Genomic DNA, 24,141 nt, shown 5'->3' with positions numbered 1-24,141 from the left:
AGACTGCGTACTCATGAAGGCGGACACCCTGCGCGGGCACCTCGACGCGCTGCTGCTGGCCGTGCTCGACGGCCGGAAACTGCACGGCTACGCGATCATCGAGGCGCTGCAGCTGCGCAGCGACGGCGCGCTCGACCTGCCCACCGGCACGGTCTACCCGGCGCTGCGCCGGCTCGAGCGGGCCGGCTGGCTGACCAGCGAGTGGGACGTCGTGTCCGGGCGCAAGCGGCGCACCTACCACCTCACCCGCTCCGGCGAGCAGGCCCTGGCCGCCGAACGCACCGAGTGGCGGGAGTTCACCACGGTCATCGGGGGAGTGCTGGGCGCATGATCGACGAGTACCTGGGCGATCTCGACCGGCGGCTGCACGGCTGCGGCAAGTTCAAGGCCGATCTGCTGGACGAGGCGCGTGACGGCCTCCACGACGCCGCCGACGCCTACCGCGCCGGCGGCTGGAGCGACGAAGACGCCGAACGCCGTGCCGTCGCCGACTTCGGGCCCGCGGCCGTCGTCGCCCGCGACTACCAGGCCGAGCTCGGCATGCTCAGCGGCGTCCGGACGCTGTGGAAGCTCGTCATCGGCGTGCCGCTGATGCAGGCGTCCTGGGACTACGCCCGGATCCTCACCTACGGCGCCTGGACGCAGCTGCCGACGTCGACGCCGGAGTGGTACCGGGTCGTCGCGCACACGACCCACGGCGCGGTGTTCGTCGTGCCGGTCATCGGCCTGCTCGCGCTGCTCGGCGCCCGCTGGCTCAGCCGCCGCATGGACGCCGTCCGGCTGGCCCGGTTCAGCGGGATCCTGATCGCGCTGGCCGTCGGGATCAACCTCGCGTCGGTCGGCCTGCTGATCGGCTCGACCGGCTTCGTCGACGTCTCCCGGCTGTTCCTGAGCGTCCCGTGTGCGGTGTTGATGATCGCCTGGGTGCTCCTTTCGCTGCGGCTCGTCGTGCTCGCGAGACGGTCGTGGGGCGGGTATGCCACGATCGTCGCGTGACGACCGCGCTGATCTACCTCGTAGTCATGCTGCTGGTGGCCGCCGTGGTGTTCCTCCTGGCCGCGGTCGTGTTCGGCCGGGGTGAGGAGCTCGCCCCGCTGCCGCCGGGCAGCTCGCCCACGCGCCTGCCCGCCGAGGACATCACCGGCGACGACCTGGAGGACGTGCGCTTCCAGCTGGTGCTGCGCGGTTACAAGATGTCCGAAGTGGACTGGGTGCTGCGCCGCCTCGGCGTCGAAATCGACGAACTGCGCACCCGGGTGGCCGAGCTGGAGCAGCGCGAGCACGAGCGGGAGAGCTCGCCCGAGGCCGCCCAGTGACGGACCTGGTGCTGTCCGTCGACGTGCGCGCGCCGGCCGGGACGACCTGGCTCGCGCTCACGGACTGGACGCGCCAGGGCGAGTGGATGCTCGGCACCGACGTCGAGGTGACCGAAGGCAACGGCCGCAGTGTCGGCTCGCGGATCTCGGCGTTCACCGGGCTCGCCGGGATCGGCTTCACGGACAGGATGGAGATCACCAGCTGGGAGCCGCCGGTGCGGTGCGCGGTCCGGCACGTCGGCGGCGTCGTCCAGGGCACCGGGGTGTTCCAGGTGATCCCGAAGGACGCGACGCGCTCGACGTTCGTCTGGGCCGAGCACCTGCGGCTGCCGTTCGGGCCGCTGGGCCGGCTCGGCTGGCCGGTCGTGCGGCCGGCGTTCGCGCTGGGGGTGCGCCAGTCGCTGCGGCGGTTCGCGCGGTTCGCGGAGGACTATTCGGTGGGCGGGGATGACTGAGCTGATCGGCACCGACGGCGTCGCGCGGTGCAGCTGGGGCAATTCGACCCCGGACTACGTGGCCTACCACGACGAAGAGTGGGGCACGCCGCTCCACGGGCAGGACGCGCTGTACGAGCGGCTGTGCCTCGAGTCGTTCCAATCGGGACTCTCGTGGATCACGATCCTGCGCAAGCGCGAGAACTTCCGGAAGGCGTTCAAGCAGTTCAAGCCCGCGAAGGTGGCGAAGTTCGGCGACGCCGACATCGAGCGGCTGATGCAGGACGCCGGGATCGTGCGGAACCGGGCGAAGATCCTGGCCGCCATCAACAACGCCCAGGCGATCGCGGCGCTCGACGTCCCGCTGGACGACCTGCTGTGGTCGTTCGCGCCCGCGTCGCACCAGCGGCCTCGGACGATGGCGGACGTCCCGGCCATCACCGACGAGTCGAAGGCGATGGCGAAGGAGCTGAAGAAGCGCGGCTTCGCGTTCCTCGGCCCGACGACGTGCTACGCGCTGATGCAGGCCACCGGCATGGTCGACGACCACGTCAAAGGCTGCTTCCGCGCCTCGTGAGTGAGTAACAGTGTTAGAACACTGTTACTCACTCACGACTGCCTACTTGCCCTGGAAGTTCGGCTTGCGCTTGCCGACGAAGGCCTCGACGGCCTCGCTGTGGTCGGCGGTCGCGCCGAGCGCGGCCTGGGCGGCGTCCTCGGCGGCCAGCGCCTCCTCGAACGTCGACTGCGCGGCCAGGTTGAGCACGCTCTTGATCTTCGCGTACGCCACGGTCGGCCCGGCCGCGAGCTTCGCCGCGACCTTCTGGGCGCGCCCCGCCAGCTCCTCGTCCGGCACGACCTCGGCGACCAGGCCCAGCCGCTGCGCCTCCGCCGAGTCGACGGTGCGGGCCAGCAGCATCAGCTCGGCGGCGCGGCCGTAGCCGACCAGCCGCTGCAGCGTCCACGACGCACCCGAGTCCGGGCCCAGCCCGACGTTGGCGAAGGCCATCAGGAACGACGACGACTCGGCGGCGATCCGCAGGTCGCTGGCGTAGGCGAAGGCCGCGCCGGCCCCGGCCGCGGTGCCGTTGACGGCCGCGATGACCGGCTTCTCCATGGCCACGATCGCCTGGACGATCGGGTTGTAGTGCTCCTTCACCGTGTGTAGCGGGGCCGGGTCACCCGCTTGCAGCAGTCCCACGTGCTCCTTCAAATCCTGGCCGGCGCAGAACGCCTTGCCGGAACCGGTCAGCACGACGGCACGGACGCTCTCGTCGTCCGCTGCCCCGCGCAGGGCCGCGAGCAGTGCTTCCTTCAGCTCGACGGTCAGCGAGTTGTACGCCTGCGGCCGGTTGAGGGTGAGGGTGCGCACCCCGTCGGCGTCGGCGGTCAGCAGGACGTCGGATGTGGTCACGTCTTCTCCTTGCGCTGAAACATCGGTCGTCCGAGAGTCTCACACCCCTCGCGGGCCGCATACCAGCACCGATACGGCGGCAAAAGATCGGTCCGCTGATGCGCCGAGCCGCTGATAGGGGACAATGGACGGTAAGACCCGGCTGGCTTTCACGCGAGCGCGACCCGGGCGCGCCGGTTGAGACGGAGGGAGCACGCTATGGCGGCCATGAAGCCCCGGACCGGAGATGGTCCCCTCGAAGTGACTAAGGAGGGGCGGGGCCTCGTGATGCGCGTACCGCTCGAGGGTGGCGGGCGACTCGTCGTCGAACTCTCCGCGGAGGAAGCGAAAGACCTCGGCGCCGCGTTGCAGGAGGTCACTGGCTGAGCCGGCCCCCGAAAACCGTCCTTCCGTCGCACCCCGGTCTCCCTTCGGAGGCCGGGGTCGCGGTTCCTCTGCGCCCGAAGGTTGCTCACTGTGCGTAATCCGCTACCCCCCGTTCCGACGAACCTGCTCGACATCGAGGTCGCGGGCGACCTGCGCCGCGGGACCCCGACGGTCCGGCTGGTCACCGCGCCGGCCGAGGACGTCGAAGCCGAGCCGTTGGAGATCGGCGGTGTCCGGATCACCGGCAAGGCGGGCGACGTGCAGACGGTCACCGGCGACGGTCCCCGCTGGGTCGCGGGGCTCGGCGACGGCGAGCCGAGGCAGTACCGGAAGACGGGCGCGGCTCTGGTCCGCGCGGTGAACGCCGGCCTGGCCGAGGACGTCGAGAACGGCGGGAAGGCGTTTCGCGCGGCGCAGCTCGTGCTGCCCGAGGAGGCATCCGGGGAGCACGTCACGGAGCTGGCACTGGGGCTGCTGCTGGGCGGCTACCGCTTCAAGGTGTCCATTGAGGACCCGAAGCCGTCCGTGCGGACGCTGCGGCTGGTGACGCACGACCGCGCCGTGGCGGACTTCACCGAGGCCGTCGCGCGTGCGAGCGCACTGGCCGCCGCGACGGCGCTGACCCGCGACCTCGCGAACACGCCGTCGAACGTCAAGTCCCCGGCGTGGCTCGCGGAGACCGCGGCGAAGGTGGCCGGCCCCGGCGTCGAGGTGGCGGTCCGGGACGAGAAGTGGCTGGCGGAGCAGGGCTTCGGCGGGGTGCTGGCCGTCGGCGGCGGTTCGTCGCGGCCGCCGCGGTTGATCGAGATGACGTACAAGCCGTCGGGCGCTTCGAAGCACCTGCTGCTGGTGGGCAAGGGCATCACGTTCGACACGGGCGGCCTGTCGATCAAGCCGGCCGACGGCATGCACCTGATGCGCACCGACATGGCGGGCGGCGCCGCGGTGATCGCCGCGACCCGCGCGATCGCCGCGCTCGGGCTGCCGGTGCGGGTGACCGCGCTGGTGCCGGCGGCGGAGAATCACGTGTCCGGTTCGGCGTACCGGCCCGGCGACATCGTCCGCCACTACGGCGGCCGCACGACCGAGGTCGGCAACACCGACGCCGAGGGCCGTATGGTCCTGGCCGACGCGCTGGCGTACGGCATCAAGAAGTACGGCCCGGACCTGATCGTCGACGCGGCGACGCTGACCGGCGCGATGAAGGTGTCCCTCGGCCTGCGCACGGGCGGCTTCTTCGCCTCGGACGACGCGCTGGCGTCGTCGGTCGTCGCGGCGGGCGCGCGGGTGGGCGAGGCGTGGTGGCGCATGCCGCTGGTGGAGGACTACGCGGAGAACGTCCGCGGCGAATTCGGCGACGTCCGCCAGACCCCGGCCGGCCCAGGCAGCATCACGGCGGCGCTGTTCCTGCGCGAGTTCACCGAGGGCCTCCCGTGGGCCCACCTGGACATCGCGGGCCCGGCCAGGTCCGAGAAGAACTACGACGAGGTGGTCCCGGGCGCGACGGGCTTCGCGGCCCGGACGATGGTGGAGCTGGCGGCTTCACTCGGCTGAGCCGCGCTTCGGAAGCCTGACGCGCTCTGGTCGAGCTGGGTCGGGCCGTGTCGCGACGCGGTGGCGGACATGCCTGGGCTGGGCTGTTTCGCGGCGGGCCTTGCCTACAGGCGGCGCCTTGTCCACAGGCGGCGCGAGTTGTGGACAACTCGTCGCGCGCGGCGGCTTCCGGCGGGTTTCGTCGGTGGTCGCCGATAGACTGGACTCGGGGACGCCCCCCAGGGAAGGGCGGGGGAGTTTCCCGCGGCGGCCTGCTCACTTGCGCCCCGCCGCCGACGGCTTTTGGTGCGCTGTCGCCAGCACGTGACCCTGGTGTCACTGCCGGAGTAGCAGTTCGCTCGTCGATTATTCGGGATGCTGGAGGGCCGCCGACAGCTCACGGCTTTGGTGCGCCGTAGCCAGCACGTGGTCCCGGAAGGCCGTCACCGCCGGGGTCGCAGGCTCGCCCGCGCGCCAGACCAAGCCGATCGTCCGGGACGCCGGTGGGTCCAGCGGGACCTCCGCCACCCCGGCCGGCGTGCCCGGGCCGAACCGTGGCAGCAGCGCTACGCCGAGTCCCGCCGCGACCAGGCCGCGGACCGTGTCGGACTCCTGGCCCTCGAACGCGATGCGGGGCGTGAAGCCGGCCGCCGCGCACAGCTCGTCCGTCAGCGTGCGGACGCCGTAGCCCGGCTCCAGCAGCACGAACTCCTCCTCGGCCAGCTCGGTCATCCGCACCTGCCGCCGCCCGGCGAGGCGGTGGCCCGTCGGGACCGACAGCAGGATCTCCTCCTCGGCCAGCCCCGCCGAGACCAGCGAAGGCGCGTCTGAAGGCAGCGGCGCCAGCAGTGCCAGGTCCAGCTCGCCGCCCGCCAGCCGGTCGAGCATGTCCTGCCGCGAGCCCTGGACCAGCGTGAACCGCACCTTCGGATACCGCGCCCGGTAGCCGCGCAGCAGCGACGGCACCAGCGACCGTCCGAGCAGGTGCAGGAACCCCAGCACGACGTGCCCCGACTCCGGCGCCACCTCCTCGCGCGCCAGCCGGACGCCGGTGTCGACCGCCGCCAGGGCCCGTTCGGCTGCCTCGGCCAGCAGCTCCGCCGCGCGGGTGAGCCGGATGCCCCGGCCGTCGGGGACGGTCAGGGGTGCGCCCAGCGCGTCGGCCAGCGCCGCGATCCGGCGGCTCACCGTCGGCTGCGGGACGCCCAGCAGCTCGGCCGCGCGTGTGACGTTCCCCGTAGTCCGCAGCGCGACGAGCAGCCGCAGGTGCGGCGCGAGCTGCGCGGACAGCGAGTCATGCGTCATCGGATGGATTATGGTCCATGGCGGTATTAGACGTATTGGTTAGCGCTGCTTACTTTCGGATGGTGACCACCACCCGCCGAGTCAAGACCGCCGTCGCCGCGGCCGGGATCTCCTCCTTCGCCCTGCTCTACGCCCCGCAGCCGGTGCTGCCGCAGCTCGCCGCGCAGTACCACCTCGATCCCGGCGGCGCGGCGCTCGCGGTGAGCGTCGCGACCGGCGCGCTCGCGATCGCGGTCCTGCCGATCGCCGCGCTGTCCGAGGTGGTCGGGCGGCGGCCGGTGATCGTGACGTCGGTGGTCGCGTCGGTCGTGTTCGGGCTGCTCCTGCCGCTGATGCCGACGTACCCGGCGCTGCTGGTGCTGCGCGCCCTGCAGGGCGTCGCGATCGCCGGCTTCCCCGGGGTCGCCGCCGCCTACCTGGCCGAACGGCTCGGCCGCGCGGGCGTCGCCGCCGCCGTCGGCGCGATGATCGCGGGCAACACCGTCGGCGGCATGCTCGGGCGGCTGTCGGCCGGCTTCTCCGCCGGGCCGCTCGGCTGGCGCGGCGCGCTCTACGTCGTCGCGGGCATCGGCGCGGTGTGCGCCGCGATCACCGTCGTGACGCTGCCGCCCGGCACGGCGCGCGGGAAGGTGCAGCTCAAGGCGGTCGCGGCGGGCCTGCTGACGGCGGTGAGCCGCCGGGTGCTGCTGGCGCAGTACGCCGTGGCGCTGCTCGCGATGGGCTCGTTCGTCGCGCTCTACAACGCGGCCGGGTTCCGGCTGACCGGCGACCCGCTGAACCTGTCGCCGGCGATCGCGTCGCTGGTGTTCCTGGCCTACGCGACCGGCTCGGTCTCCTCGGCGGCGGCCGGACGGCTGGTGGCGCGCGTCGGCCGTCGTCGCGCGGTGATCGGCTCCCTGCTGCTGATGGCCGCCGGTGCGGCGCTCACCCTGCCGGACTCGCTGCCGCTGGTCATCGCCGGGTTCCTGGTGCTGACCTGCGCGTTCTTCGCCGCGCACGCGGTCGCCAACGGCTGGGCGGCCGCCGACGCCCCCGAGGACGCCCGAGGCCAGGTCGGTGGCATGTACACGGCGACGTACTACCTGGGCAGCAGCGTCGGCGGCGCAGCCGGCGCGTACGTCTACGGCCACACGGGCTGGGGCTGGCTGATCGCCCTGGTGGCGGTCTGGCTCCTGCTGGCGGCGGCCGCGGTGGGCGCCGGCACCCGGGTCCGAGCCGAGCGGCGCGAGCTGGTCCGGAGCTGAGCCGCTCCTGGGGTAACCACACACCCCCACCCCACCCGGGGGGGGGGGGGGGGGGGCGTCCCCGTTCCAGTCTACCGGCGGCCACCGGCAAACCAGCCGTGACCAGCGAGTTGTCCACAGGCGGGCCGGCTTGTGGACAGGTGCTCAGATCGCCGCGGCCACCAGGAGCCCGCCGCCCACCGGGAGCAGGGCCGGGACCAGGCGTTCGTCCTCGCGGAACGCGCGCGCGACCTCGCGCAGGGCCAGGGTCTCCGGGTCGCGGCGGGACGGGTCGATCACGCGGCCGCCGGCCAGGACGTTGTGGAACGCGATGATCCCGCCGCGGCGCAGCAGCGAGACGCCCAGCTCGTAGCAGCCCGGGTACTCGATGTGCGCCGAGTCGACGAAGACCAGGTCGTAGCCACCCGGCGTCAGCCGCTGCAGCACGTCCAGCGCCCGCCCGACGATCAGCCGGGTCCGGCCCGGGGCGAAGCCGGCCTCGCGGAACGTCGCGCGTGCGGCGCGCTGGTACTCCGGTTCGAGGTCGATCGAGGTCAGGATGCCGTCGGGGGCCATCCCGCGCAGCAGGCTCAGCCCGCTGACCCCGGCGCCCGTGCCGACCTCGACGACGGCCTTCGCCCGCAGCGTGGCGGCCAGGAACCGGAGGGTCGCGCCGGCGCCCGCGCTGAGCGGGATGCAGCCCAGGTCCTCGGCCCGTGCCCGCGCCGAAGACAGCACCTCGTCGTCGGGCAGGTACCCGTCGACGAACCCGGAGTCGACCGGTGCGGCCGCAGGGGTGGGCGTGTTCACGCACGGAGGTTAGCGCTGGTTGTCGATAAATCCTCGCAGGCTCCCTGGTAAGCACCCGGGAAGAACTTCTCAGCCTGTTCTCAGTCCAGTCTCACTAGAACCATAAGGAACCCCGACAGACTCGAATCCAGACGCACGGGAACACCGTGCCGCCGACCCGCGTTGGGTGGAGCAGACAGGAGAAACGCAGATGGAGGTGCCTGCTCCCACGATGCAGAACGCCGTTGCCGATAACGACGCCGACGCGGCTGAGCCCGTGTCCCTGGACGAGGCGGCCTGGACGCCACCGTCCTGGGACGAGGTCGTCCGCGAGCACAGCGACCGGGTCTACCGGCTCGCCTACCGCCTCACCGGCAACACGCACGACGCCGAGGACCTCACCCAGGAGACCTTCATCCGGGTCTTCCGGTCGCTGGCGTCCTACAAGCCCGGCACGTTCGAGGGCTGGCTGCACCGCATCACCACCAACCTCTTCCTCGACATGGCCCGCCGCCGCTCCCGCGTGCGGATGGAAGGCCTGCCCGAGGACACCGACCGCATCGTGGGCGACGACCCGAGCCCCGAGCAGGTCTTCTCCGACACCCACCTGGACCCGGACCTGCAGGCCGCGCTCGACGAGCTGCCGCCGGAGTTCCGCGCCGCCGTCGTGCTGTGCGACGTCGAGGGCCTTTCGTACGAGGAGATCGGCGCAACACTGGGTGTGAAGCTGGGCACCGTGCGCAGCCGGATCCACCGCGGCCGTCAGGCGCTGCGCGCTTCGCTGGAGCGCCGGCGCAGTCACGCCCCGGAGTCTGCGAAGGTGTCGGTATGACCGCACCGCGAGGCTGGGCACTCCCCGAGTCGCACCTGCTGCCGGACGCCGTGGTGGCGTTCGTGGACGGCGAGCTCTCCCACGGCGCGCGTGATCGCGCGGCGTCGCACATCACGCGCTGCGCTTCCTGCGCCGGCGACGTCCAGGCGCAGCGGCAGGCCGTCGCCGCCATCCGCGGCGCGGGCGCGCCGTCGATGTCGGCCGGGTTCCTGGCGAGCCTCCGGTCCATCCCGGAGCACACGGAACTGCCCAGCAGCCCCGACAACCTGGCGATCACCGCGGACGGCCAGCTCGTCGCGGTCCAGCGTCCCGACCGGGTCGCCGGCCTGCGCGACCATGGCGTCCTGGGCGGCGTGGCCCCGCTCGGCTCGTCGGCCCCGCTCGGCCAGTCCCCGAACGTCCTGGGCGGCGGCCGCTTCAAGCGCCGCGCGGCGCAGGGCGCGGGCGTGGTCGTCTCCGGGCTGGTGCTGAGCGCGCTCGCACTGGTCGGAACCACCGCGGACAGCGGCGACGGCACCCCGGACACCGGCGGCCGGGTCCCGCCGAACGGCAACCTGCTCCCGGCCCAGATGGCGGTGCCCCAGCAGGCACCCCGCCCGGCGCCATCGGTGACGTCGACACCGTCGAGCCCGACGGTCGCGGTACCGGCCGGCATCCACTGACCCGCTTGACACCCTGAAGGTCACCACGAGTTCGTGGTGGCCTTCAGTGCATCCGCGGACCGCGCCGTGCGCGAGTGGCCGGCCAAGAAACAGCCACTTCACCGTCGTACCGGCAGACTCGGAGCACTGGGCTTGGGTATCGTCACGCCCAGCCACCTGATCTTCAGCACCGGGGAATGATGACCGAGCCGAACGTGAATCCCGAGCAGCCCGGCGCGCAGGATGCCGACCGGCTGGGTCCGCGGCCGCTCGCGCGGCCGGCCGTCGATCCGGGGCAGGCCGCGGTGTTCGGCCGGCCGCAGGGCGTCGACGGGGCGTTCGACAAGCTCTACGCACCCAACAAGGCCAACGGTGTCAAGCTCACGCCGCCCGCGCCCGAGTCGCTCGCCGAGGCCTTCAGCCGGCCGCCCGGGGCCGAGGGTGTGCTGCTGGAACGGCCGAAGGAGGCCGTCGGGGACGCGCCTCAAAGCGAACCGCCGTTGTGGACCGGGTCGGGTGACCCGTGGCGTGATCCGGGGGCCGGGGCCGTGCTCGCCGGGCCCGCGATGCCCGCCGAAGACGAGGAAAAGCCCGCCCGGCGCCCGCCCGGGGCGCTGCTCAGCCTGCCCGAGGTGCTGTTCGGCCGCCGCGTCAAGCCGAAGGCGCTGGTCATGCTCGGCGTCGTGGCGCTGCTCATCGGCGCCGCCGGTGGCCTGGTCGGCTGGTGGGCCGCCGACACCGGCACCGAGCTGACCGGGTCCGCGACGATCTCCGAAGCCGAGGCCGCCAAGGAGCGCCCGGCCGGTTCGGTCGCCGAGATCGCCAAGCGCGTCTCGCCGGCCGTCGTCTCGCTCGAGGTGTTCAAGCCCGGCGCCGAGTCCGGCGAACAGGGCTCCGGCGTGATGATCGACCCGCAGGGGTACATCCTCACCAACGACCACGTGATCAGCTCCGCCGCGGCGGACCCCAGCGTCAAGATCACCGCGATCTTCATCGACGGCACCCGCACCGACGCCAAGCTCGTCGGCACCGACCCGAAGACCGACCTCGCCGTGGTGAAGGTCAACGTCACCAACCCGACCGTGCTGCAGATCGGCAAGTCCTCGGACCTGCAGGTCGGCGACACCGTGATGGCGATCGGCTCGCCGCTGGCGCTGCAGAACTCGGTGACCGCCGGCATCGTCAGCGCGCTGAACCGGCCGATCACCGCCGGTGGGGACAACGGCGCCGCGCCGGTCACCTACGAGGCCATCCAGACCGACGCCGCGATCAACCACGGCAACTCGGGCGGCGCGCTGGTCGACTCCACCGGCGCGCTCGTCGGCATCAACTCGTCGATCCGCTCGTCCAGCGCCGACGGCGGCAGCATCGGCATCGGCTTCGCCATCCCGAGCGACTACGCGATCAAGATCGCGAAGGCGCTGATCAAGGACGGCAAGGTCCAGCACGCCGACATCGGCATCAACGCCTCCTCGACGGTCGCCGGCTCGTCCACGATGGGCGCGCAGGTCAAGAACGTCGCGCCCGGCGGCCCGGCGGCGAACGCGGGCATCAAGGAGGGCGACGTGATCACGAAGATCGGCAACCGCCTGGTCCGCGACTCCGCGGAACTGACGGTCGCGGTGCGCGCGCACGACGTCGGCGAGGTGGTCCCGGTGTCGCTGGCGCGCGACGGCGCGAGCTTCGTCGTCGACGTAACCCTGGCTTCCGACTGAGTTCGGACGTTCGGCCTGCCGGAGCGCGGCCGACCACGAGTACCCTGGGCGGGTAGGTTCCGAGCGGAGGTTGACGGGTGTTCGACAGTGTCGGATGGGGGGAGATCCTCGTCCTCATCATCGCCGGTCTTTTCATCCTCGGCCCGGAGCGGCTGCCCGAGGCGGCGTCGTGGCTCGCGAAGAGCGTGAAGAAGGTCCGTGACTTCGCGACCGGCGCCAAGGAGCAGCTCCGCGAGGAGATGGGCCCCGAGTTCGACCAGCTCCGCAAGCCGCTGGAGGACCTGCGCGGGCTGCGCAACTTCGACCCGAAGCGCGTGGTGACGCAGCACCTCTTCGACGGTGACAGCGACCCGCTCGGCCTCAAGGGCATCACCAACGGCGGGACCAACGGGACCACGAACGGCTCGAACGGCTACACCCCGGCCCCGGCCCAGCCGGAGCCCCTGAAGCCCGGCGAGCGCCCCCCGATCGACCCGGACGCCACGTAACCCGACCGGCCTGTGGACAACCGCACCGCACCCGCTTGAGCGCGCCCGAAACCGTCGGTGCCGCCCGGTAGCGTGGAAACCGGGGGGCGGCGCCCCAACCCCGAGCACACCGAAGGCCGCGCCCCGCGACGGGACGTGGCCTTCGAAATCGGAACCGGTGAAGTCCGCCGATTGACCGAGATACCGAAGGTCACCCTGCGGGATGTCCTTCGAGACGGGAACCGGCGAAGCCCGCCGGTCGATCGAGACAACGAAGGCGCCCCGCGGGAAGTGGCCCTCGAAACCGGAACCGTAGAAGCTCGCCGATCGACCGAGGTACCGAAGGTCACCCTGCGGGATGTCCTTCGAAACGGGAACCGGTGAAGCTCGCCGATTGACCGAGGCATCGAAGGCCACGCCGCGGGATGTCCTTCGAAACGGGAACCGGTGAAGTCCGCCGATTGACCGAGGCACCGAAGGCCACCTCGCGGGATGTCCTTCGAACCGGAACCGGTGAAGCCCGCCGATCGAGACACCGAAGGCCGCCCCGCGGGAAGCGGCCCTCGAAACCGGAACCGGTGAAGCTCGCCGATCGACCGAGGCACTGAAGGCCACGCCGCGGGATGCCCTTCGAAACGGGAACCGGTGAAGTCCGCCGATCGACCGAGGCACTGAAGGCCACGCCGCGGGATGTCCATCCAAACGGGAACCGGTCAAGCTCGCCGATCGACCGAGACACCAAAGGCCACCCCGCGGGGGTGGCCTTCGACGTTCGATCAAGAGGCAGCTTCAGCGCCCCGCAGGCGTCACGTTCAGCATCATCCCGGCCAGCCCGCGCGCCCGGACCGTCAGCTTCTTCGCCGCTTCCTTCAACACCTGCGACGCGGGCGCTTCCGGGTCCGACAGCACCAGCGGAGTGCCCGAGTCGCCCTGCTCGCGCAGGCGCGGGTCCAGCGGGACCTGGCCCAGCAGCGGGACGTCCGAGCCGATCGACTTCGTCAGCGAGTCCGCCACCGACTGGCCGCCGCCCGCGCCGAAGATCTCCAGGCGGGAGCCGTCGGCCTGTTCCAGCCACGACATGTTCTCGATGACGCCCGCGACGCGCTGGCGCGTCTGCAGCGCGATCGCGCCCGCGCGCTCGGCCACCTCGGCCGCCGCCTGCTGGGGCGTCGTGACCACCAGGATCTCCGCGTTCGGGATCAGCTGGGCCACCGAGATCGCGATGTCGCCGGTGCCCGGCGGCAGGTCCAGCAGCAGGATGTCCAGGTCGCCCCAGAACACGTCCGCCAGGAACTGCTGCAGCGCGCGGTGCAGCATCGGGCCGCGCCACACCACCGGGGTGTTGCCCGGGGTGAACATGCCGATCGAGATCACCTTCACGCCGTGCGCCTGCGGCGGCATGATCATCGTGTCGACCTTGGTCGGCTTCTCGCGGGTGCCCAGCATGCGGGGGATCGAGTGGCCGTAGATGTCCGCGTCGACGACGCCGACCGAGAGCCCGCGCTGGGCCATCGCCGCGGCCAGGTTCACCGTGACCGACGACTTGCCGACGCCGCCCTTGCCGGACGCGACGCAGTACACCCGCGTCATCGAGCCCGGCTGCGCGAACGGGATGACCGGCTCGCTGGCCTCGCCGCGCAGCGACTTCCGCAGCTCGGTGCGCTGCTCGTCGTTCATCACGTCGAGCTCGACCCGGACGTCGGCGACGCCGGGGAGCTTCGAAACGGCTTCCTTAGTGTCGTTGGTCAGCGTCGCCTTCAGCGGGCAGCCGGCCACGGTCAGGTAGATCCCGACGGTGACCACGCCGTCGTCGCCGACGACGACGTCCTTCACCATCCCCAGGTCCGTGATGGGTTTGTGGATCTCGGGATCTTGCACGCTCTTCAGCGCGCTGCGGACGTCGTCGACGCTGGGGAGCTGCTGAGTGCTGGTCACCCCGTCCATGTTACGAGCCGGTAGGAGTGCGGTCGGCCTTGGCCTTGCGTGGCTTCACCGACAGGTCCTCCCGCAGCCGGTCCAGCTCGCTGCGCAGGTAGTCCCGGGTCGCCACCTCGCCGACCGCCAGCCGCAGCGCCGCCAGCTCCCGGGCCAGGTACTCCGTGTCGGCCTTCGTCTGCAGGGCCCGGTTCCGGTCCTCCTCCAGCGAGACGCGGTCGCGGTCGTCCTGCCGGTTCTGCGCGAGCAGGATCAGCGGCGCCGCGTACGCCGCCTGCGTCGAAAAGGCCAGGTTGAGCAGGATGAACGGGTACGGGTCCCACTGCAGCGACACGGCGGTGAGGTTCATCGCGATCCAGACGATCACCAGCAGCGTCTGCCAGAACAGGTACTTGCCGGTGCCGAGGAACCGGGCGACGCGCTCGGTCAGCCTGCCGAAGGTGTCCGGGTCGATGTTCAGCTTGAACCGGTTCTGGCTGCGGGGCTGGTCCAGCCGCCGTCCGGACGTCAGTTCAGGCACGCTCGGCCTCCAGTTGTTCGCCGGTCTCGCCGGTCGTGTCGTGCAGCCCGGTCTCGCGCCAGTCCTCGGGCAGCAGGTGGTCGAGCACGTCGTCCACGGTCACCGCGCCGATCAGGTGGTCCTCGGTGTCGACGACCGGTCCGCAGGTCAGGTTGTAGGCCGCGAAGTAGCGCGTGACCTCAGGCAGGGTCGCGTTCGGCCGCAGCGCCGCCAGCCCGGTGTCGACGGCGCTGGCCACCAGCTCGGCCGGCGGTTCTCGCAGCAGCCGCTGGAAGTGGACGACGCCGACGAAGCGCCCGGTCGGCGTCGCGGTCGGCGGGCGGCAGACGAACACCATGCTGGCCAGCGCCGGCGGCAGCTCGGCGTTGCGGATGTGCGCCAGCGCCTCGGCGATCGTGGTGTCGGGGGTGAGGACCACCGGCTCGGGGGTCATCAGGCCGCCCGCGGTGTCGGACGAGTAGGCCAGCAGCCGCCTGACCGGCGCGGACTCCTCCGGCTCCATCAGCTCCAGCAGCCGGCTCTGCTCGGCCGGGGCCAGCTCGGCCAGCAGGTCGGCGGCGTCGTCCGGGCTCATCGCCTCGAGGATGTCGGCCGCGCGCTCCTCGGCGAGGTAGGACAGCAGCTCCTTCTGGTCGTCGTCGGGCAGCTCTTCGAGGACGTCGGCGAGGCGCTCGTCGTCCATCGCGTCGGCGACTTCGTGCCGGCGCTTGAGCGGCAGGTCGCGGATCGTCGCGGCGACGTCGACCGAGCGCATGGTGTCGAACAGCATGAGCAGCTGCCCGGCGCCCTGCTGCTGGCCGGTGATGTCGGTCAGGCTGAGCCCGGCCACCTCCGACCACGCCAGCACCTGCATCGCCGAGCGGCGGCGGCCCAGCCCGATCCGCCGCTCCCGGATGGCGAGCTTCGCCAGCACCCAGTCGCGGGTGCGGGTCGGCTCCATCCCGGCGTCGACGACGGTGACGCGGGTGTCCGAGCCGGCCAGCGTCGCGTGCGCGTCGAGCAGCTGGCCGAGCACCAGGACCTCGTTGGGCCGCTGGTTGAACTGGCGCATGTTGACCGAGCCGGTGGCCAGCGTGACGGCGCTCGGCTCGATCGCGGTGACCCGCAGCATCGGCACGAACACCCGCCGCCGGGTGGTCAGCTCGACGACCACGCCGAGGATCCGCGGCGGCTGCGTGTCGAGGCGCAGCCCGGCGACGAGGTCGCGGACCCGGCCGATGGACTCGCCGTCCGGGCCGAAGACCGGCAAACCCGACAGCTGAGCTGCGAAAACCCTGTTGACCGCCGCCATGCCGCCGACCCTATCGGCTGGCTGCCCACTGGGCGATTTCCGGCACTGTGATGAACGCCGGGTCGTCGCTGTCTTCGCCGGTCTCGGCGAACTCCTCGGCCATCCAGATCCAGTTCTGCACGGCCCGCACCAGCGTCCAGGCCCGCGCCTTCTCGGCGTCCAGTTCCTGTGAAGCGACGATCAGCGCCAGTCGTTCGTCCAGTGTGGACTCGGTGAAGCGGTTCCAGAACAACGGGATCACGCCGTACTCGAGGTCACCGGCCAGCGGCTTGGGGTCGATGACCAGCCACGGCTCGCGCCGCCCGGCGAGCACGTTCTGGAAGTGCAGGTCCTCGTTCACCAGCAGGGCGCCCGAGGACGGCCCGAGTTCGCGGCAGAGGGCGACGGCGTCGTCGACGAGCCGCCGGTCGAACGGCTCACCCAGCTCGGCCCAGCGCCGCGGGAGTTCCTCGACCAGCCTCGACGCCTCCTCGCGCACACTTCGGGACAGCTCCGGCGGCGCGGGCACGGCGAGGCGCCGCGCCAGCTCCCCCAGGACCGGGATCGCCTCGGGCAGCGGGAGGTCGTCGAGGGTGCGCCCGGCGTCGAGCCGCTCCAGCAGCAGAACGCCGTCCCCGGGCGCGGAATCCAGCAGCAGCACGGCACCCCGACCGGCCCATGTGGACAGTGCGAGCGGCTCGTCGGCGGACTCTTCGTCGCGCCAGCCGAGTTTCAGCACCACCGGCGTGCCGTCGGGCAGGCGCGCGGGCTGCACCACACCGACGTAACCGTGCATCGCCTCGCCTTCGAACGTCAGCCCCCACTTCCGGGCGTACCCGGCGGCGAGGGCCGGCAGGGCGGCGAGCCAGGGGAGCGCCCCGGGGCCGAGCACGCGGGGCGCCCGGGCGGCGAAGACCGGGGGCACGCGGAGATCGTTCACCACCCCAGTCTGGCCGCCGCGTCCAGCGCGTTTCGCCCTGGTGCCGACGGGCGTACGCTGGGTTTTCAGGGGAAAACCCAACCCCGGGAGCAGCCATGGTGGTGGAGATCGTCAGCGCCGTCGTCCTCGTGGGCGGAGCCTGGCTCGCGGCCGGCGTGCGCGTCGTCAAGCAGTACGAACGCGGGCTCATCTTCCGGTTCGGCCGGGTGCGGTCCCGGGTGCAGGAGCCCGGCCTGAAGCTGCTGGTCCCGTTCGTGGACCGGATGCAGAAGGTCAACATGCAGATCGTGACCATGCCGGTGCCCGCACAGGACGGCATCACCCGCGACAACGTCACGGTCCGGGTCGACGCGGTCGTCTACTTCAAGGTGATCGACCCCGTCGTCGCCGCGGTGAACGTGCAGGACTACCGGGCCGCGGTCGGCCAGGTCGCGCAGACGTCCCTGCGCTCGATCATCGGCAAGAGCGAGCTCGACGACCTGCTTTCGAACCGCGAGCACCTCAACGAGGGCCTCGAGCTGATGATCGACAGCCCGGCGCTGGACTGGGGCATCCACATCGACAAGGTCGAGATCAAGGACGTCGCGCTGCCCGAGGCGATGAAGCGCTCGATGTCCCGGCAGGCCGAGGCGGAGCGGGAGCGCCGGGCGCGCGTCATCTCCGCCGACGGTGAGCTGCAGGCGTCGCACAAGCTCGCGCAGGCCGCGGCGACGATGGCCGACACGCCGTCGGCGATGCAGCTGCGCCTGCTGGAGACGGTGGTCCAGGTGTCGTCCGAGAAGAACTCGACGCTGATCCTGCCGTTCCCGGTGGAGCTGCTGCGCTTCCTCGACGCGCACACGCCGAAGCCGGCGGCGGCCCCAGCGGCCCCGGCGGCGCCCGTGGCTCCGGCGCCGGAACCCGAAGCGGTGGAAGCGAAGCCGGAGGCGAACGGGCACGGGACGCCGTCGCCGCGCACCCCCGGCGACGCGGCCCTGCCGACGGCGGACTAGCTGTCGAACTGGCCGTTCACGCCCAGGATGACGAAGGTCGTGAAGAAGCCGATCCACAGCGCGATGACGACGTAGCCGACGATGACGGCGCCCGTGGCGATGCCGCGGCCGCCGCCTTCGCCGCGGTTGGTGCGGCTCAGCGCGATGTGGCCCATCACCAGCCCGGCGATCGCCGTGATGCCGGAGCAGAAGCCGAGGATCGAGCAGACCAGGGCGCCGATGGCCAGCGCGTTGTCCTGCGTGCGCGGCGGCGGCCCGTACGGCGGCCGGGCGTAGGGCGCGGGCGGGGCGTACGGCGCGCCGTAGGCCGGCGGGTACGGCTGCTGCACGTAGGGCTGGGGGTAGGACGGCTGCGGGTAGCCCGGGGCCGCGTACGGCGTGCCCGGGATGTGCGCCGCGGGCGTCTCGTACGCGCCGGGCGGGAGCCCCGGGTCCGCCGAAGCCGCCGGTGCCGAATCCGGCGCCGTCGTCGTGTCGGCGACGGTCGTGTCGGCGGCCGTGCTGTCCGGGACCGGGCTGTCGAAGGTCGGGTCCGCGGTCGCGGGCGGCTCGTAGGACGCCGGGTCGTACGACGACAGCTCGGTGGTCGACGGCGGGTCGTACGACGTGGACGGCTTGTCCTTGTCGCCGGACGGGTCGGTCATCAAGAGCCCCCTCGGTGCGTGCAGGACCTCAAACCTAACGGTGGAGGAACCCGCCGGTGACGCCGACGCCGAAGAAGAAGATGACGATGAGGATGTTGAGCGCGATCGCGACGTAGCCGACGATGAACGCCGCCATCGCGACGCCCTGGCCCTCCGCCTGGCCGGCCTTCGCCTTGTTGTAGGCGATGTGGCCCATGATGATGCCCGCGACGCTGATCAGGAAGCACAGGAAGAGGCCGGCGATCGAGCAGATCAGCCCGCCGATGGCGAGCCCGGGGCCCTCCTTCGGCATCCCCATGCCGGGGTACTGCTGGCCGTAGCCGGGCTGCGGGTAGCTGCCGGGGTACTGCTGGCCGTAACCCGGCTGCTGGTAGCCACCGGACTGCGGCTGCTGGAAGCCACCGGACTGGGGCTGCTGCCGGCCGTACGGGTCGTTCGGGTCCTGCGGATAAGTCATGGTTCCTCCCCTTTCGACGCACTTTACGGTGCAGAACCCCGCGGGCGTGAGCGCCCTCATAGCAGGGTCGCCCGTTTCGGGTCATACTCACCGGTAACCCAGCGCCGGGAGCGGCGTCGTATCCGGAAAGGGAGCCGTGATGGCCCGTCTCGCCCAGACCGCCGGCCTGTCCGACGTGCAGTCGGAGATCCTCGCGACCGTCCGCTCGTTCGTGGACAAGGAGGTCATCCCGCACGCGCAGGAGCTCGAGCACGCCGACACCTACCCGGCCGACATCGTCGAGGGCATGAAGGAGATGGGCCTGTTCGGGATCACCATCCCGGAGGAGTACGGCGGGCTCGGCGAGTCGCTGCTGACCTACGCGCTGGTCGTCGAGGAGATCGCGCGGGGCTGGATGAGCGTGTCCGGCGTGATCAACACGCACTTCATCGTGGCGCACATGATCGCCCGCCACGGCACCGAGGCGCAGAAGCGGCACTTCCTGCCGCGGATGGCGACCGGCGAGGTCCGCGGGTCCTTCTCGATGTCCGAACCGGACCTCGGCTCCGACGTCGCCGCGATCAAGACGCGCGCGAAGAAGACCGGCGACGGGTACGTCATCGACGGCTCGAAGATGTGGCTGACGAACGGCGGCTCGTCGAACCTGATCGCCCTGCTCGTCAAGACCGACGAAGGCGCCGAGAAGCCCCACCAGAACCTGACGACGTTCCTCGTCGAGAAGCCCGAGGGCTTCGGCGAGGTGGCGCCGGGCCTGACCATCCCCGGCAAGATCGACAAGATGGGCTACAAGGGCGTCGACACCACCGAGGCGGTGTTCGACGGCTACGAGATCGGCGCGGACATGGTCCTCGGCGAGGCGCCGGGCAAGGGCTTCTCGTACATGATGGACGGTGTCGAGGTCGGCCGCGTGAACGTCGCGGCGCGGGCGTGCGGCATCGCGATCCGGGCGTTCGAGCTGGCGGTGGAGTACGCCCAGCAGCGCAAGACGTTCGGCAAGGCGATCGCCGAGCACCAGGCCGTGGCGTTCAAGCTGGCCGAGATGGCGACCAAGGTCGAGGCGGCCCACCTGATGATGGTGAACGCGGCCCGGCTGAAGGACTCGGGCGAGCGCAACGACGTCGAGGCCGGCATGGCCAAGCTGATCGCGTCGGAGTACTGCGCCGAGGTCACGCAGGACTCGTTCCGGATCCACGGCGGTTACGGCTACTCCAAGGAGTACGAGATCGAGCGCCTGATGCGCGAGGCGCCGTTCCTGCTGATCGGCGAGGGCACGAGCGAGATCCAGAAGACGATCATCAGCCGCGGCCTGCTGCGCGAGTACAAGTCCCGCTCCTGAGGTCCGGTGCCGAATTGTCGATACAGCGACAATTCGGCGTCCGGCCTTTCGGGGTAAGCGGCTCGCACGGTCCGGGCGTTCTTGACAAGATGGACGCCCAGGACCCACGAGGGCGCAGGTGATGATGGTGAGTAGTCCCTTTGGCGGGGGCCGGGCTCCCGGCAACCTGCCGCGGTTGCCGACGCCGCCCACCGGCTGGCCGATCGGGTCCTACGCGACCTACCGCGAAGCGAAGCAGGCCGTCGAATTCCTCGCGGGCAGCGAGTTCACGGTCAGCGACGTGACGATCGTCGGCGTCGACCTGATGCTCGTCGAGCGCGTGATCGGGAGGCTGACGTGGGGGCGCGTCCTGGCCGTCGGCGCGGTGTCCGGTGCCTGGTTCGGCTCGTTCGCCGGGCTGCTGCTCAGCCTGTTCGCCAACCAGGCTTTCGTGCTGCAGGTGCTCACCGGGATCGTGCTGGGGGTGCTGTCGGGGTTGATGTTCGCCGCCATCGGCCACAGCATGTCCCGTGGACGGCGGGACTTCTCGTCGGCGAGCCAGCTCGTCGCCGGCCGGTACGACGTCCTGTGCCAGCCGCGCTCGGCCGAACAGGGCCGGGAACTGCTGGCGAAGCTGGCGCTGAAACCGCCGTCGTGAGTTTTCCCGTCAATATCAGGGGATAATCACAGTTCGGCATGCAGTGGCCTGAATCGTTACCGATACTGCTTGCGGGGTGTGATCGCCCGGCATAAGTTGTCCGACACCAGTCGGGCGGCCCCGCCCAACCAGCGTGGCGGCCCGAGCACTAGCACGTCGGGGTGCTGGCGCGGTTCGCCTCATCGCGTCGCGGTGCCCACCGGGTACCGCGGTAACCGGCGTGCACGCGGGTGAGGAGGCCTGATGGGGAAGAGGATCGGCGCGGGCAAACGGGGGCGATCGCCCGGCCGTACCGCCGCCCTGCTGGGGGCAGGGGCACTGCTGACCGGTCTCGTGGCCGGCTGCGGCTCGGGCGGTGGTCTGAAGATCAACGTGTACTACGCACCTGAGGACAGCTTCCAGAAGGTCGTGGACAACTGCAACAAGGCGGCGAACGGCCGCTACGAGATCGTCTACAACAAACTCCAGCGCGGCTCGGACGACCAGCGCCTGCAGATGGCGCGGCGGCTGGCGGCGGGCGACACCGCGATGGACGTCCTGGGGCTCGACGTGACCTGGGTTTCGGAGTTCGCCGAAGCCGGCTGGGTCGAAGAATGGAAGGACCAGAACAAGGCCGCGGCCTCCGAAGGCGTCCTGCAGGGACCGCTGGACACCGCGACCTACAACGGGAAGCTCTACGCGGCCCCGAAGAACACGAACATCCAGCTGCTCTGGTACGACGACCGGATCACCCCGACCCCGCCCAAGACGTGGGACGAGATGATCCAGAAGTCGAAGGACCTGAAGGCGCAGGGCAAGCCGTACAGCATCGTCTTCACCGGCGCGCAGTACGAGGGCCTCGTCGTCTTCTACAACACCCTGGTCGAGTCGATGGGCGGGCACATCCTGTCCGACGACGGCAAGTCCGTGGTGATGGACGACGGCGCCGTGAAAGCGCTCGCCCTGCTCAAGCAGATCACCGATTCGGGGATCACCGACGCGTCGCTGACCAACTCGAAGGAGGACGACGTCCGCCAGACGTTCCAGCGCGGTGACGCCGCGTTCGAGCTGAACTGGCCGTTCGTCTACGCCTCCTACGCGAAGGACAAGGCGTCGGACGTCTCGCACTTCAAGTGGGCGGTCTACCCGCAGGCGGTCGCCGGCACCCCGGCCAAGACCACGATCGGCGGGTACGACCTCGCTGTCAGTTCGCTGTCACAGCACAAGCCCGAGGCGTACGAAGCCGCGCTGTGCCTGCGCAGTCCCGAGAACCAGAAGTTCTCGGCGATCAACGACGGCGTGCCGCCGACCATCGAATCGGTGTACCACAACGACACGCCGCTCGACCCGTCCAAGCCGGCGGGCGACGACAACCCGAACATGGCGACCAAGTACCCGATGCGCGACTCCATCCTGGACGCGCTGAAGGAAGCCGCGGTGCGGCCCCTGACCCCGGCCTACCAGAACATGTCGACCGTGATGTCGAAGATCCTTTCGCCGCCGGCCGAAATCGACCCGAAGGCCACCGCGGACAAGCTGCGTGAGCAGCTCAGCGACGCGCTCCAGTCGAAGGGAGTGATCCCGTGACCGTTCAGGACTCGACCCCGGCCGACACCGCCGGGGCCACCGTCGCCGAAGGGGCGACGTCCCACAAGAAGGGCAAACCCGCTCTCTCCGAGGGCAAGAAGGCCGAGCGGAAGCTCGGGCTCTGGCTGTGCGCGCCCGCGTTCGTCGTGATGATCCTCGTGACCGGCTACCCGATCGTCTACTCGATCTGGCTGTCGCTGCAGCGGTACGACCTGCGGTTCCCGGCGCAGCAGCAGTTCGTCGGCTTCGACAACTACGGCGCCGTGCTGTCCAATTCGTACTGGTGGACGGCGTTCGGGACGACCATGTTCCTGACCGTCGTGTCCGTGGCGATCGAGTTCGTCCTCGGCATGGCGCTGGCACTGGTCATGCACCGGACGCTCGTCGGGCGCGGTCTCGTCCGGACGGTCGCGCTGATCCCGTACGGCATCGTCACGGTCGTCGCGGCGTTCTCGTGGTACTACGCGTGGACGCCGAAGACCGGCTACCTGGCGAACTGGCTCGCCTCGGACGGCGCGCCGCTCACCGAGCAGTGGCCGTCGCTGTTCATCATCATCGGCGCCGAGGTGTGGAAGACCACGCCGTTCATGGCGCTGCTGCTGATGGCCGGCCTGGCGCTCGTGCCGGACGACCTGCTCAAGGCGGCCGCGATGGACGGCGCGAACGGCTGGCAGCGGTTCACCAAGGTGATGCTGCCGGTGATGAAGCCGGCGATCCTGGTGGCGCTGCTGTTCCGCACGCTCGACGCGTTCCGGATCTTCGACAACATCTACGTCCTCACCGGCGGCGCGCAGGACACCGGCTCGGTGTCCATGCAGACCTACGACAACCTGGTCAAGGGCCTCAACCTCGGGATCGGGTCGACGATGGCCGTGCTGATCTTCATCACGGTGGCGATCATCGCGTTCATCTTCATCAAGGTGTTCGGCACGGCCGCACCGGGTTCGGACACGGGGGGTAAGCGCTGATGGTGATGGGAACCGTCACGACGGGCCGCAAAGTTCGCTGGGGCCTCGTCGACATCCTCGTGCTGGTGTTCGCGCTGGTGCCGGTGCTCTGGGTGGTTTCGCTCTCGTTCAAGACCAAGGACACGCTGACCGACGGGTACTTCATCCCGCAGTCGTGGACCTGGCAGAACTACGCGGACATCTTCCAGACGTCGGAGTTCCTGCTGGCACTGGTCAACTCGATCGGCATCGCGATCATCTCCACGGTGATCGCCGTGGTGCTGGGCACGATGGCCGCCTACGCCATCGCCCGGCTCGAGTTCCCCGGCAAGCAGCTGCTGGTCGGGCTCTCGCTGCTGATCGCGATGTTCCCGCAGGTGTCGCTGGTGACGCCGCTGTTCAACATCGAGCGGAACCTGGCGCTGTTCGACACGTGGCCGGGGCTGATCCTGCCCTACATCACGTTCGCGCTGCCGCTGTCGATCTACACGCTGTCGGCGTTCTTCCGGGAAATCCCGTGGGAGCTGGAAAAGGCGGCGAAGATGGACGGCGCGACGCCGGCCCAGGCGTTCCGGAAGGTGATCGCGCCGCTGGCCGCGCCGGGTGTGTTCACCACCGCGATCCTGGTGTTCATCTTCTGCTGGAACGACTTCCTGTTCGCCATCTCACTGACGTCGACCACGGCGTCGCGCACGGTGCCGGCGGCGCTGTCGTTCTTCACCGGGTCCTCGCAGTTCGAGGACCCGACCGGGCAGGTGAGCGCGGCCGCGGTCGTCATCACCATCCCGATCATTGTGTTCGTGTTGTTCTTCCAGCGTCGCATCGTGGCGGGGCTGACCTCCGGTGCGGTGAAGGGGTAGTC

General features: G+C 70.8%; 27 protein-coding genes. 18 read left to right on the top strand and 9 right to left on the bottom strand.

Annotated elements, in window-relative coordinates:
- The first annotated feature begins 13 nt into the window (after positions 1-13).
- Genes VA596_RS40140 through VA596_RS40120 form a run of 5 tightly spaced genes read left to right on the top strand, consistent with a single transcriptional unit; the run spans position 14 to position 2,327 of the window.
- Positions 14-331 (top strand): helix-turn-helix transcriptional regulator, encoded by a 318-nt coding sequence (locus VA596_RS40140; protein ID WP_323334564.1) that lies wholly within the window; start codon positions 14-16, stop codon positions 329-331.
- Positions 328-996, top strand: a complete 669-nt coding sequence (locus tag VA596_RS40135) for a permease prefix domain 1-containing protein (protein WP_323334563.1) — start codon at positions 328-330, stop codon at positions 994-996. Before VA596_RS40140 ends, VA596_RS40135 begins: the two co-directional genes overlap by 4 nt.
- Entirely contained in the window at positions 993-1,316 is a 324-nt protein-coding gene (locus VA596_RS40130) for a DivIVA domain-containing protein (protein WP_323334561.1), read from the top strand. Before VA596_RS40135 ends, VA596_RS40130 begins: the two co-directional genes overlap by 4 nt.
- Entirely contained in the window at positions 1,313-1,771 is a 459-nt protein-coding gene (locus VA596_RS40125) for an SRPBCC family protein (RefSeq protein ID WP_323334559.1), read from the top strand. Before VA596_RS40130 ends, VA596_RS40125 begins: the two co-directional genes overlap by 4 nt.
- The gene (locus tag VA596_RS40120) at positions 1,764-2,327 is read left to right on the top strand and encodes a DNA-3-methyladenine glycosylase I (protein WP_323334557.1); all 564 of its coding nucleotides are present in this window, start codon (positions 1,764-1,766) and stop codon (positions 2,325-2,327) included. The genes VA596_RS40125 and VA596_RS40120 overlap by 8 nt, the downstream gene beginning before the upstream one ends.
- A gap of 42 nt (positions 2,328-2,369) precedes the next feature.
- Here the strand turns inward: VA596_RS40120 and VA596_RS40115 are convergent, their stop codons facing one another.
- Positions 2,370-3,164, bottom strand: a complete 795-nt coding sequence (locus tag VA596_RS40115) for an enoyl-CoA hydratase-related protein (RefSeq protein ID WP_323334556.1) — start codon at positions 3,162-3,164, stop codon at positions 2,370-2,372.
- Positions 3,165-3,362: 198 nt separating this feature from the next.
- On the opposite strand from VA596_RS40115, the gene VA596_RS40110 reads away from it, so the two are divergent.
- Both VA596_RS40110 and VA596_RS40105 read left to right on the top strand, forming a co-directional pair.
- Positions 3,363-3,530: a DUF3117 domain-containing protein gene (locus VA596_RS40110; protein ID WP_005155393.1), complete on the top strand. Its 168-nt coding sequence runs from the start codon at positions 3,363-3,365 to the stop codon at positions 3,528-3,530.
- Between the two features lie 90 nt (positions 3,531-3,620).
- Entirely contained in the window at positions 3,621-5,084 is a 1,464-nt protein-coding gene (locus VA596_RS40105; protein WP_323334552.1) for a leucyl aminopeptidase family protein, read from the top strand.
- Positions 5,085-5,429: 345 nt separating this feature from the next.
- Here VA596_RS40105 and VA596_RS40100 read toward each other — a convergent pair whose 3' ends face one another.
- Complete coding sequence (locus VA596_RS40100; RefSeq protein ID WP_323334550.1) at positions 5,430-6,368, bottom strand: LysR family transcriptional regulator; 939 nt, start codon at positions 6,366-6,368, stop codon at positions 5,430-5,432.
- Positions 6,369-6,427: 59 nt separating this feature from the next.
- Between VA596_RS40100 and VA596_RS40095 the strand changes: the two genes are divergently transcribed.
- A complete protein-coding gene (locus VA596_RS40095; RefSeq protein ID WP_323334548.1) occupies positions 6,428-7,612 on the top strand; it encodes an MFS transporter in 1,185 nt (394 codons plus the stop codon).
- 144 nt (positions 7,613-7,756) lie between these two features.
- Here VA596_RS40095 and VA596_RS40090 read toward each other — a convergent pair whose 3' ends face one another.
- Complete coding sequence (locus tag VA596_RS40090) at positions 7,757-8,401, bottom strand: O-methyltransferase (RefSeq protein WP_323334547.1); 645 nt, start codon at positions 8,399-8,401, stop codon at positions 7,757-7,759.
- A gap of 211 nt (positions 8,402-8,612) precedes the next feature.
- Here VA596_RS40090 and sigE point away from each other — a divergent pair, with 211 nt between their 5' ends.
- From sigE to tatB, 4 genes are all read left to right on the top strand, one after another.
- Entirely contained in the window at positions 8,613-9,212 is a 600-nt protein-coding gene (sigE, locus tag VA596_RS40085) for an RNA polymerase sigma factor SigE (RefSeq protein WP_410171965.1), read from the top strand.
- Complete coding sequence (locus VA596_RS40080; RefSeq protein ID WP_323334543.1) at positions 9,209-9,874, top strand: anti-sigma factor family protein; 666 nt, start codon at positions 9,209-9,211, stop codon at positions 9,872-9,874. The genes sigE and VA596_RS40080 overlap by 4 nt, the downstream gene beginning before the upstream one ends.
- A gap of 176 nt (positions 9,875-10,050) precedes the next feature.
- Complete coding sequence (locus VA596_RS40075) at positions 10,051-11,568, top strand: S1C family serine protease (RefSeq protein WP_323334541.1); 1,518 nt, start codon at positions 10,051-10,053, stop codon at positions 11,566-11,568.
- Between the two features lie 77 nt (positions 11,569-11,645).
- On the top strand, positions 11,646-12,056 hold the full coding sequence (tatB, locus tag VA596_RS40070) for a Sec-independent protein translocase protein TatB (protein WP_323334540.1): 411 nt from the start codon (positions 11,646-11,648) through the stop codon (positions 12,054-12,056).
- Between the two features lie 768 nt (positions 12,057-12,824).
- On the opposite strand, the gene VA596_RS40065 is transcribed toward tatB, so the two are convergent.
- Genes VA596_RS40065 through VA596_RS40050 form a run of 4 tightly spaced genes read right to left on the bottom strand, consistent with a single transcriptional unit; the run spans position 12,825 to position 16,703 of the window.
- Positions 12,825-13,970 carry an Mrp/NBP35 family ATP-binding protein gene (locus VA596_RS40065; protein WP_323334539.1) on the bottom strand — a complete coding sequence of 382 codons (1,146 nt, stop codon included), beginning with the start codon at positions 13,968-13,970 and terminating at the stop codon, positions 12,825-12,827.
- A 10-nt stretch (positions 13,971-13,980) separates the two neighbouring features.
- Positions 13,981-14,490, bottom strand: coding sequence for a DUF1003 domain-containing protein (locus VA596_RS40060; RefSeq protein WP_323334537.1), 510 nt, complete (start codon positions 14,488-14,490; stop codon positions 13,981-13,983).
- Positions 14,483-15,781 (bottom strand): magnesium transporter MgtE N-terminal domain-containing protein, encoded by a 1,299-nt coding sequence (locus tag VA596_RS40055; protein ID WP_323334535.1) that lies wholly within the window; start codon positions 15,779-15,781, stop codon positions 14,483-14,485. The genes VA596_RS40060 and VA596_RS40055 overlap by 8 nt, the downstream gene beginning before the upstream one ends.
- A 10-nt stretch (positions 15,782-15,791) precedes the next feature.
- Entirely contained in the window at positions 15,792-16,703 is a 912-nt protein-coding gene (locus tag VA596_RS40050) for an aminoglycoside phosphotransferase family protein (protein ID WP_323334533.1), read from the bottom strand.
- A gap of 92 nt (positions 16,704-16,795) precedes the next feature.
- Between VA596_RS40050 and VA596_RS40045 the strand changes: the two genes are divergently transcribed.
- Positions 16,796-17,692 (top strand): slipin family protein, encoded by an 897-nt coding sequence (locus tag VA596_RS40045; protein WP_323334532.1) that lies wholly within the window; start codon positions 16,796-16,798, stop codon positions 17,690-17,692.
- Here VA596_RS40045 and VA596_RS40040 read toward each other — a convergent pair.
- Both VA596_RS40040 and VA596_RS40035 read right to left on the bottom strand, forming a co-directional pair.
- On the bottom strand, positions 17,689-18,336 hold the full coding sequence (locus tag VA596_RS40040) for a DUF4190 domain-containing protein (protein WP_323334530.1): 648 nt from the start codon (positions 18,334-18,336) through the stop codon (positions 17,689-17,691). The two genes, VA596_RS40045 and VA596_RS40040, sit on opposite strands and share 4 nt — an antisense overlap.
- Before the next feature lie 34 nt (positions 18,337-18,370).
- Positions 18,371-18,793 (bottom strand): DUF4190 domain-containing protein, encoded by a 423-nt coding sequence (locus VA596_RS40035; protein WP_323334528.1) that lies wholly within the window; start codon positions 18,791-18,793, stop codon positions 18,371-18,373.
- 139 nt (positions 18,794-18,932) lie between these two features.
- Here VA596_RS40035 and VA596_RS40030 point away from each other — a divergent pair, with 139 nt between their 5' ends.
- The 5 genes from VA596_RS40030 to VA596_RS40010 all read left to right on the top strand — a co-directional run bounded on the left by VA596_RS40030 (position 18,933) and on the right by VA596_RS40010 (position 24,139).
- Complete coding sequence (locus VA596_RS40030; RefSeq protein ID WP_323334526.1) at positions 18,933-20,129, top strand: acyl-CoA dehydrogenase family protein; 1,197 nt, start codon at positions 18,933-18,935, stop codon at positions 20,127-20,129.
- Positions 20,130-20,250: 121 nt separating this feature from the next.
- Entirely contained in the window at positions 20,251-20,766 is a 516-nt protein-coding gene (locus VA596_RS40025; protein ID WP_323334525.1) for a general stress protein, read from the top strand.
- Between the two features lie 243 nt (positions 20,767-21,009).
- On the top strand, positions 21,010-22,332 hold the full coding sequence (locus VA596_RS40020) for an ABC transporter substrate-binding protein (RefSeq protein ID WP_323334524.1): 1,323 nt from the start codon (positions 21,010-21,012) through the stop codon (positions 22,330-22,332).
- A complete protein-coding gene (locus VA596_RS40015; RefSeq protein WP_323334522.1) occupies positions 22,329-23,300 on the top strand; it encodes a carbohydrate ABC transporter permease in 972 nt (323 codons plus the stop codon). Before VA596_RS40020 ends, VA596_RS40015 begins: the two co-directional genes overlap by 4 nt.
- Positions 23,300-24,139, top strand: coding sequence for a carbohydrate ABC transporter permease (locus VA596_RS40010; RefSeq protein ID WP_323334521.1), 840 nt, complete (start codon positions 23,300-23,302; stop codon positions 24,137-24,139). The genes VA596_RS40015 and VA596_RS40010 overlap by 1 nt, the downstream gene beginning before the upstream one ends.
- The last annotated feature ends 2 nt before the right edge of the window (positions 24,140-24,141 follow it).

Source organism: Amycolatopsis heterodermiae, from assembly GCF_034929455.1.
Classification (GTDB): Bacteria; Actinomycetota; Actinomycetes; order Mycobacteriales; family Pseudonocardiaceae; genus Amycolatopsis; species Amycolatopsis heterodermiae.
Note: the sequence above shows the minus strand (reverse complement) of the source record. Positions and strands in the feature narration are given on the sequence as shown.

Bases quoted from the DNA above. Each gene is read 5' to 3' on its own strand.
- VA596_RS40045 (WP_323334532.1), top strand. From the start codon at position 16,796: ATGGTGGTGGAGATCGTCAGCGCCGTCGTCCTCGTGGGCGGAGCCTGG.
- sigE (WP_410171965.1), top strand. From the start codon at position 8,613: ATGCAGAACGCCGTTGCCGATAACGACGCCGACGCGGCTGAGCCCGTG.
- VA596_RS40110 (WP_005155393.1), top strand. From the start codon at position 3,363: ATGGCGGCCATGAAGCCCCGGACCGGAGATGGTCCCCTCGAAGTGACT.
- VA596_RS40080 (WP_323334543.1), top strand. From the start codon at position 9,209: ATGACCGCACCGCGAGGCTGGGCACTCCCCGAGTCGCACCTGCTGCCG.
- VA596_RS40095 (WP_323334548.1), top strand. From the start codon at position 6,428: ATGGTGACCACCACCCGCCGAGTCAAGACCGCCGTCGCCGCGGCCGGG.
- VA596_RS40135 (WP_323334563.1), top strand. From the start codon at position 328: ATGATCGACGAGTACCTGGGCGATCTCGACCGGCGGCTGCACGGCTGC.
- VA596_RS40055 (WP_323334535.1), bottom strand. From the start codon at position 15,781: ATGGCGGCGGTCAACAGGGTTTTCGCAGCTCAGCTGTCGGGTTTGCCG.
- VA596_RS40010 (WP_323334521.1), top strand. From the start codon at position 23,300: ATGGTGATGGGAACCGTCACGACGGGCCGCAAAGTTCGCTGGGGCCTC.
- VA596_RS40030 (WP_323334526.1), top strand. From the start codon at position 18,933: ATGGCCCGTCTCGCCCAGACCGCCGGCCTGTCCGACGTGCAGTCGGAG.
- VA596_RS40075 (WP_323334541.1), top strand. From the start codon at position 10,051: ATGATGACCGAGCCGAACGTGAATCCCGAGCAGCCCGGCGCGCAGGAT.
- VA596_RS40100 (WP_323334550.1), bottom strand. From the start codon at position 6,368: ATGACGCATGACTCGCTGTCCGCGCAGCTCGCGCCGCACCTGCGGCTG.
- VA596_RS40120 (WP_323334557.1), top strand. From the start codon at position 1,764: ATGACTGAGCTGATCGGCACCGACGGCGTCGCGCGGTGCAGCTGGGGC.
- VA596_RS40025 (WP_323334525.1), top strand. From the start codon at position 20,251: ATGATGGTGAGTAGTCCCTTTGGCGGGGGCCGGGCTCCCGGCAACCTG.
- VA596_RS40040 (WP_323334530.1), bottom strand. From the start codon at position 18,336: ATGACCGACCCGTCCGGCGACAAGGACAAGCCGTCCACGTCGTACGAC.
- VA596_RS40140 (WP_323334564.1), top strand. From the start codon at position 14: ATGAAGGCGGACACCCTGCGCGGGCACCTCGACGCGCTGCTGCTGGCC.
- VA596_RS40020 (WP_323334524.1), top strand. From the start codon at position 21,010: ATGGGGAAGAGGATCGGCGCGGGCAAACGGGGGCGATCGCCCGGCCGT.
- VA596_RS40035 (WP_323334528.1), bottom strand. From the start codon at position 18,793: ATGACTTATCCGCAGGACCCGAACGACCCGTACGGCCGGCAGCAGCCC.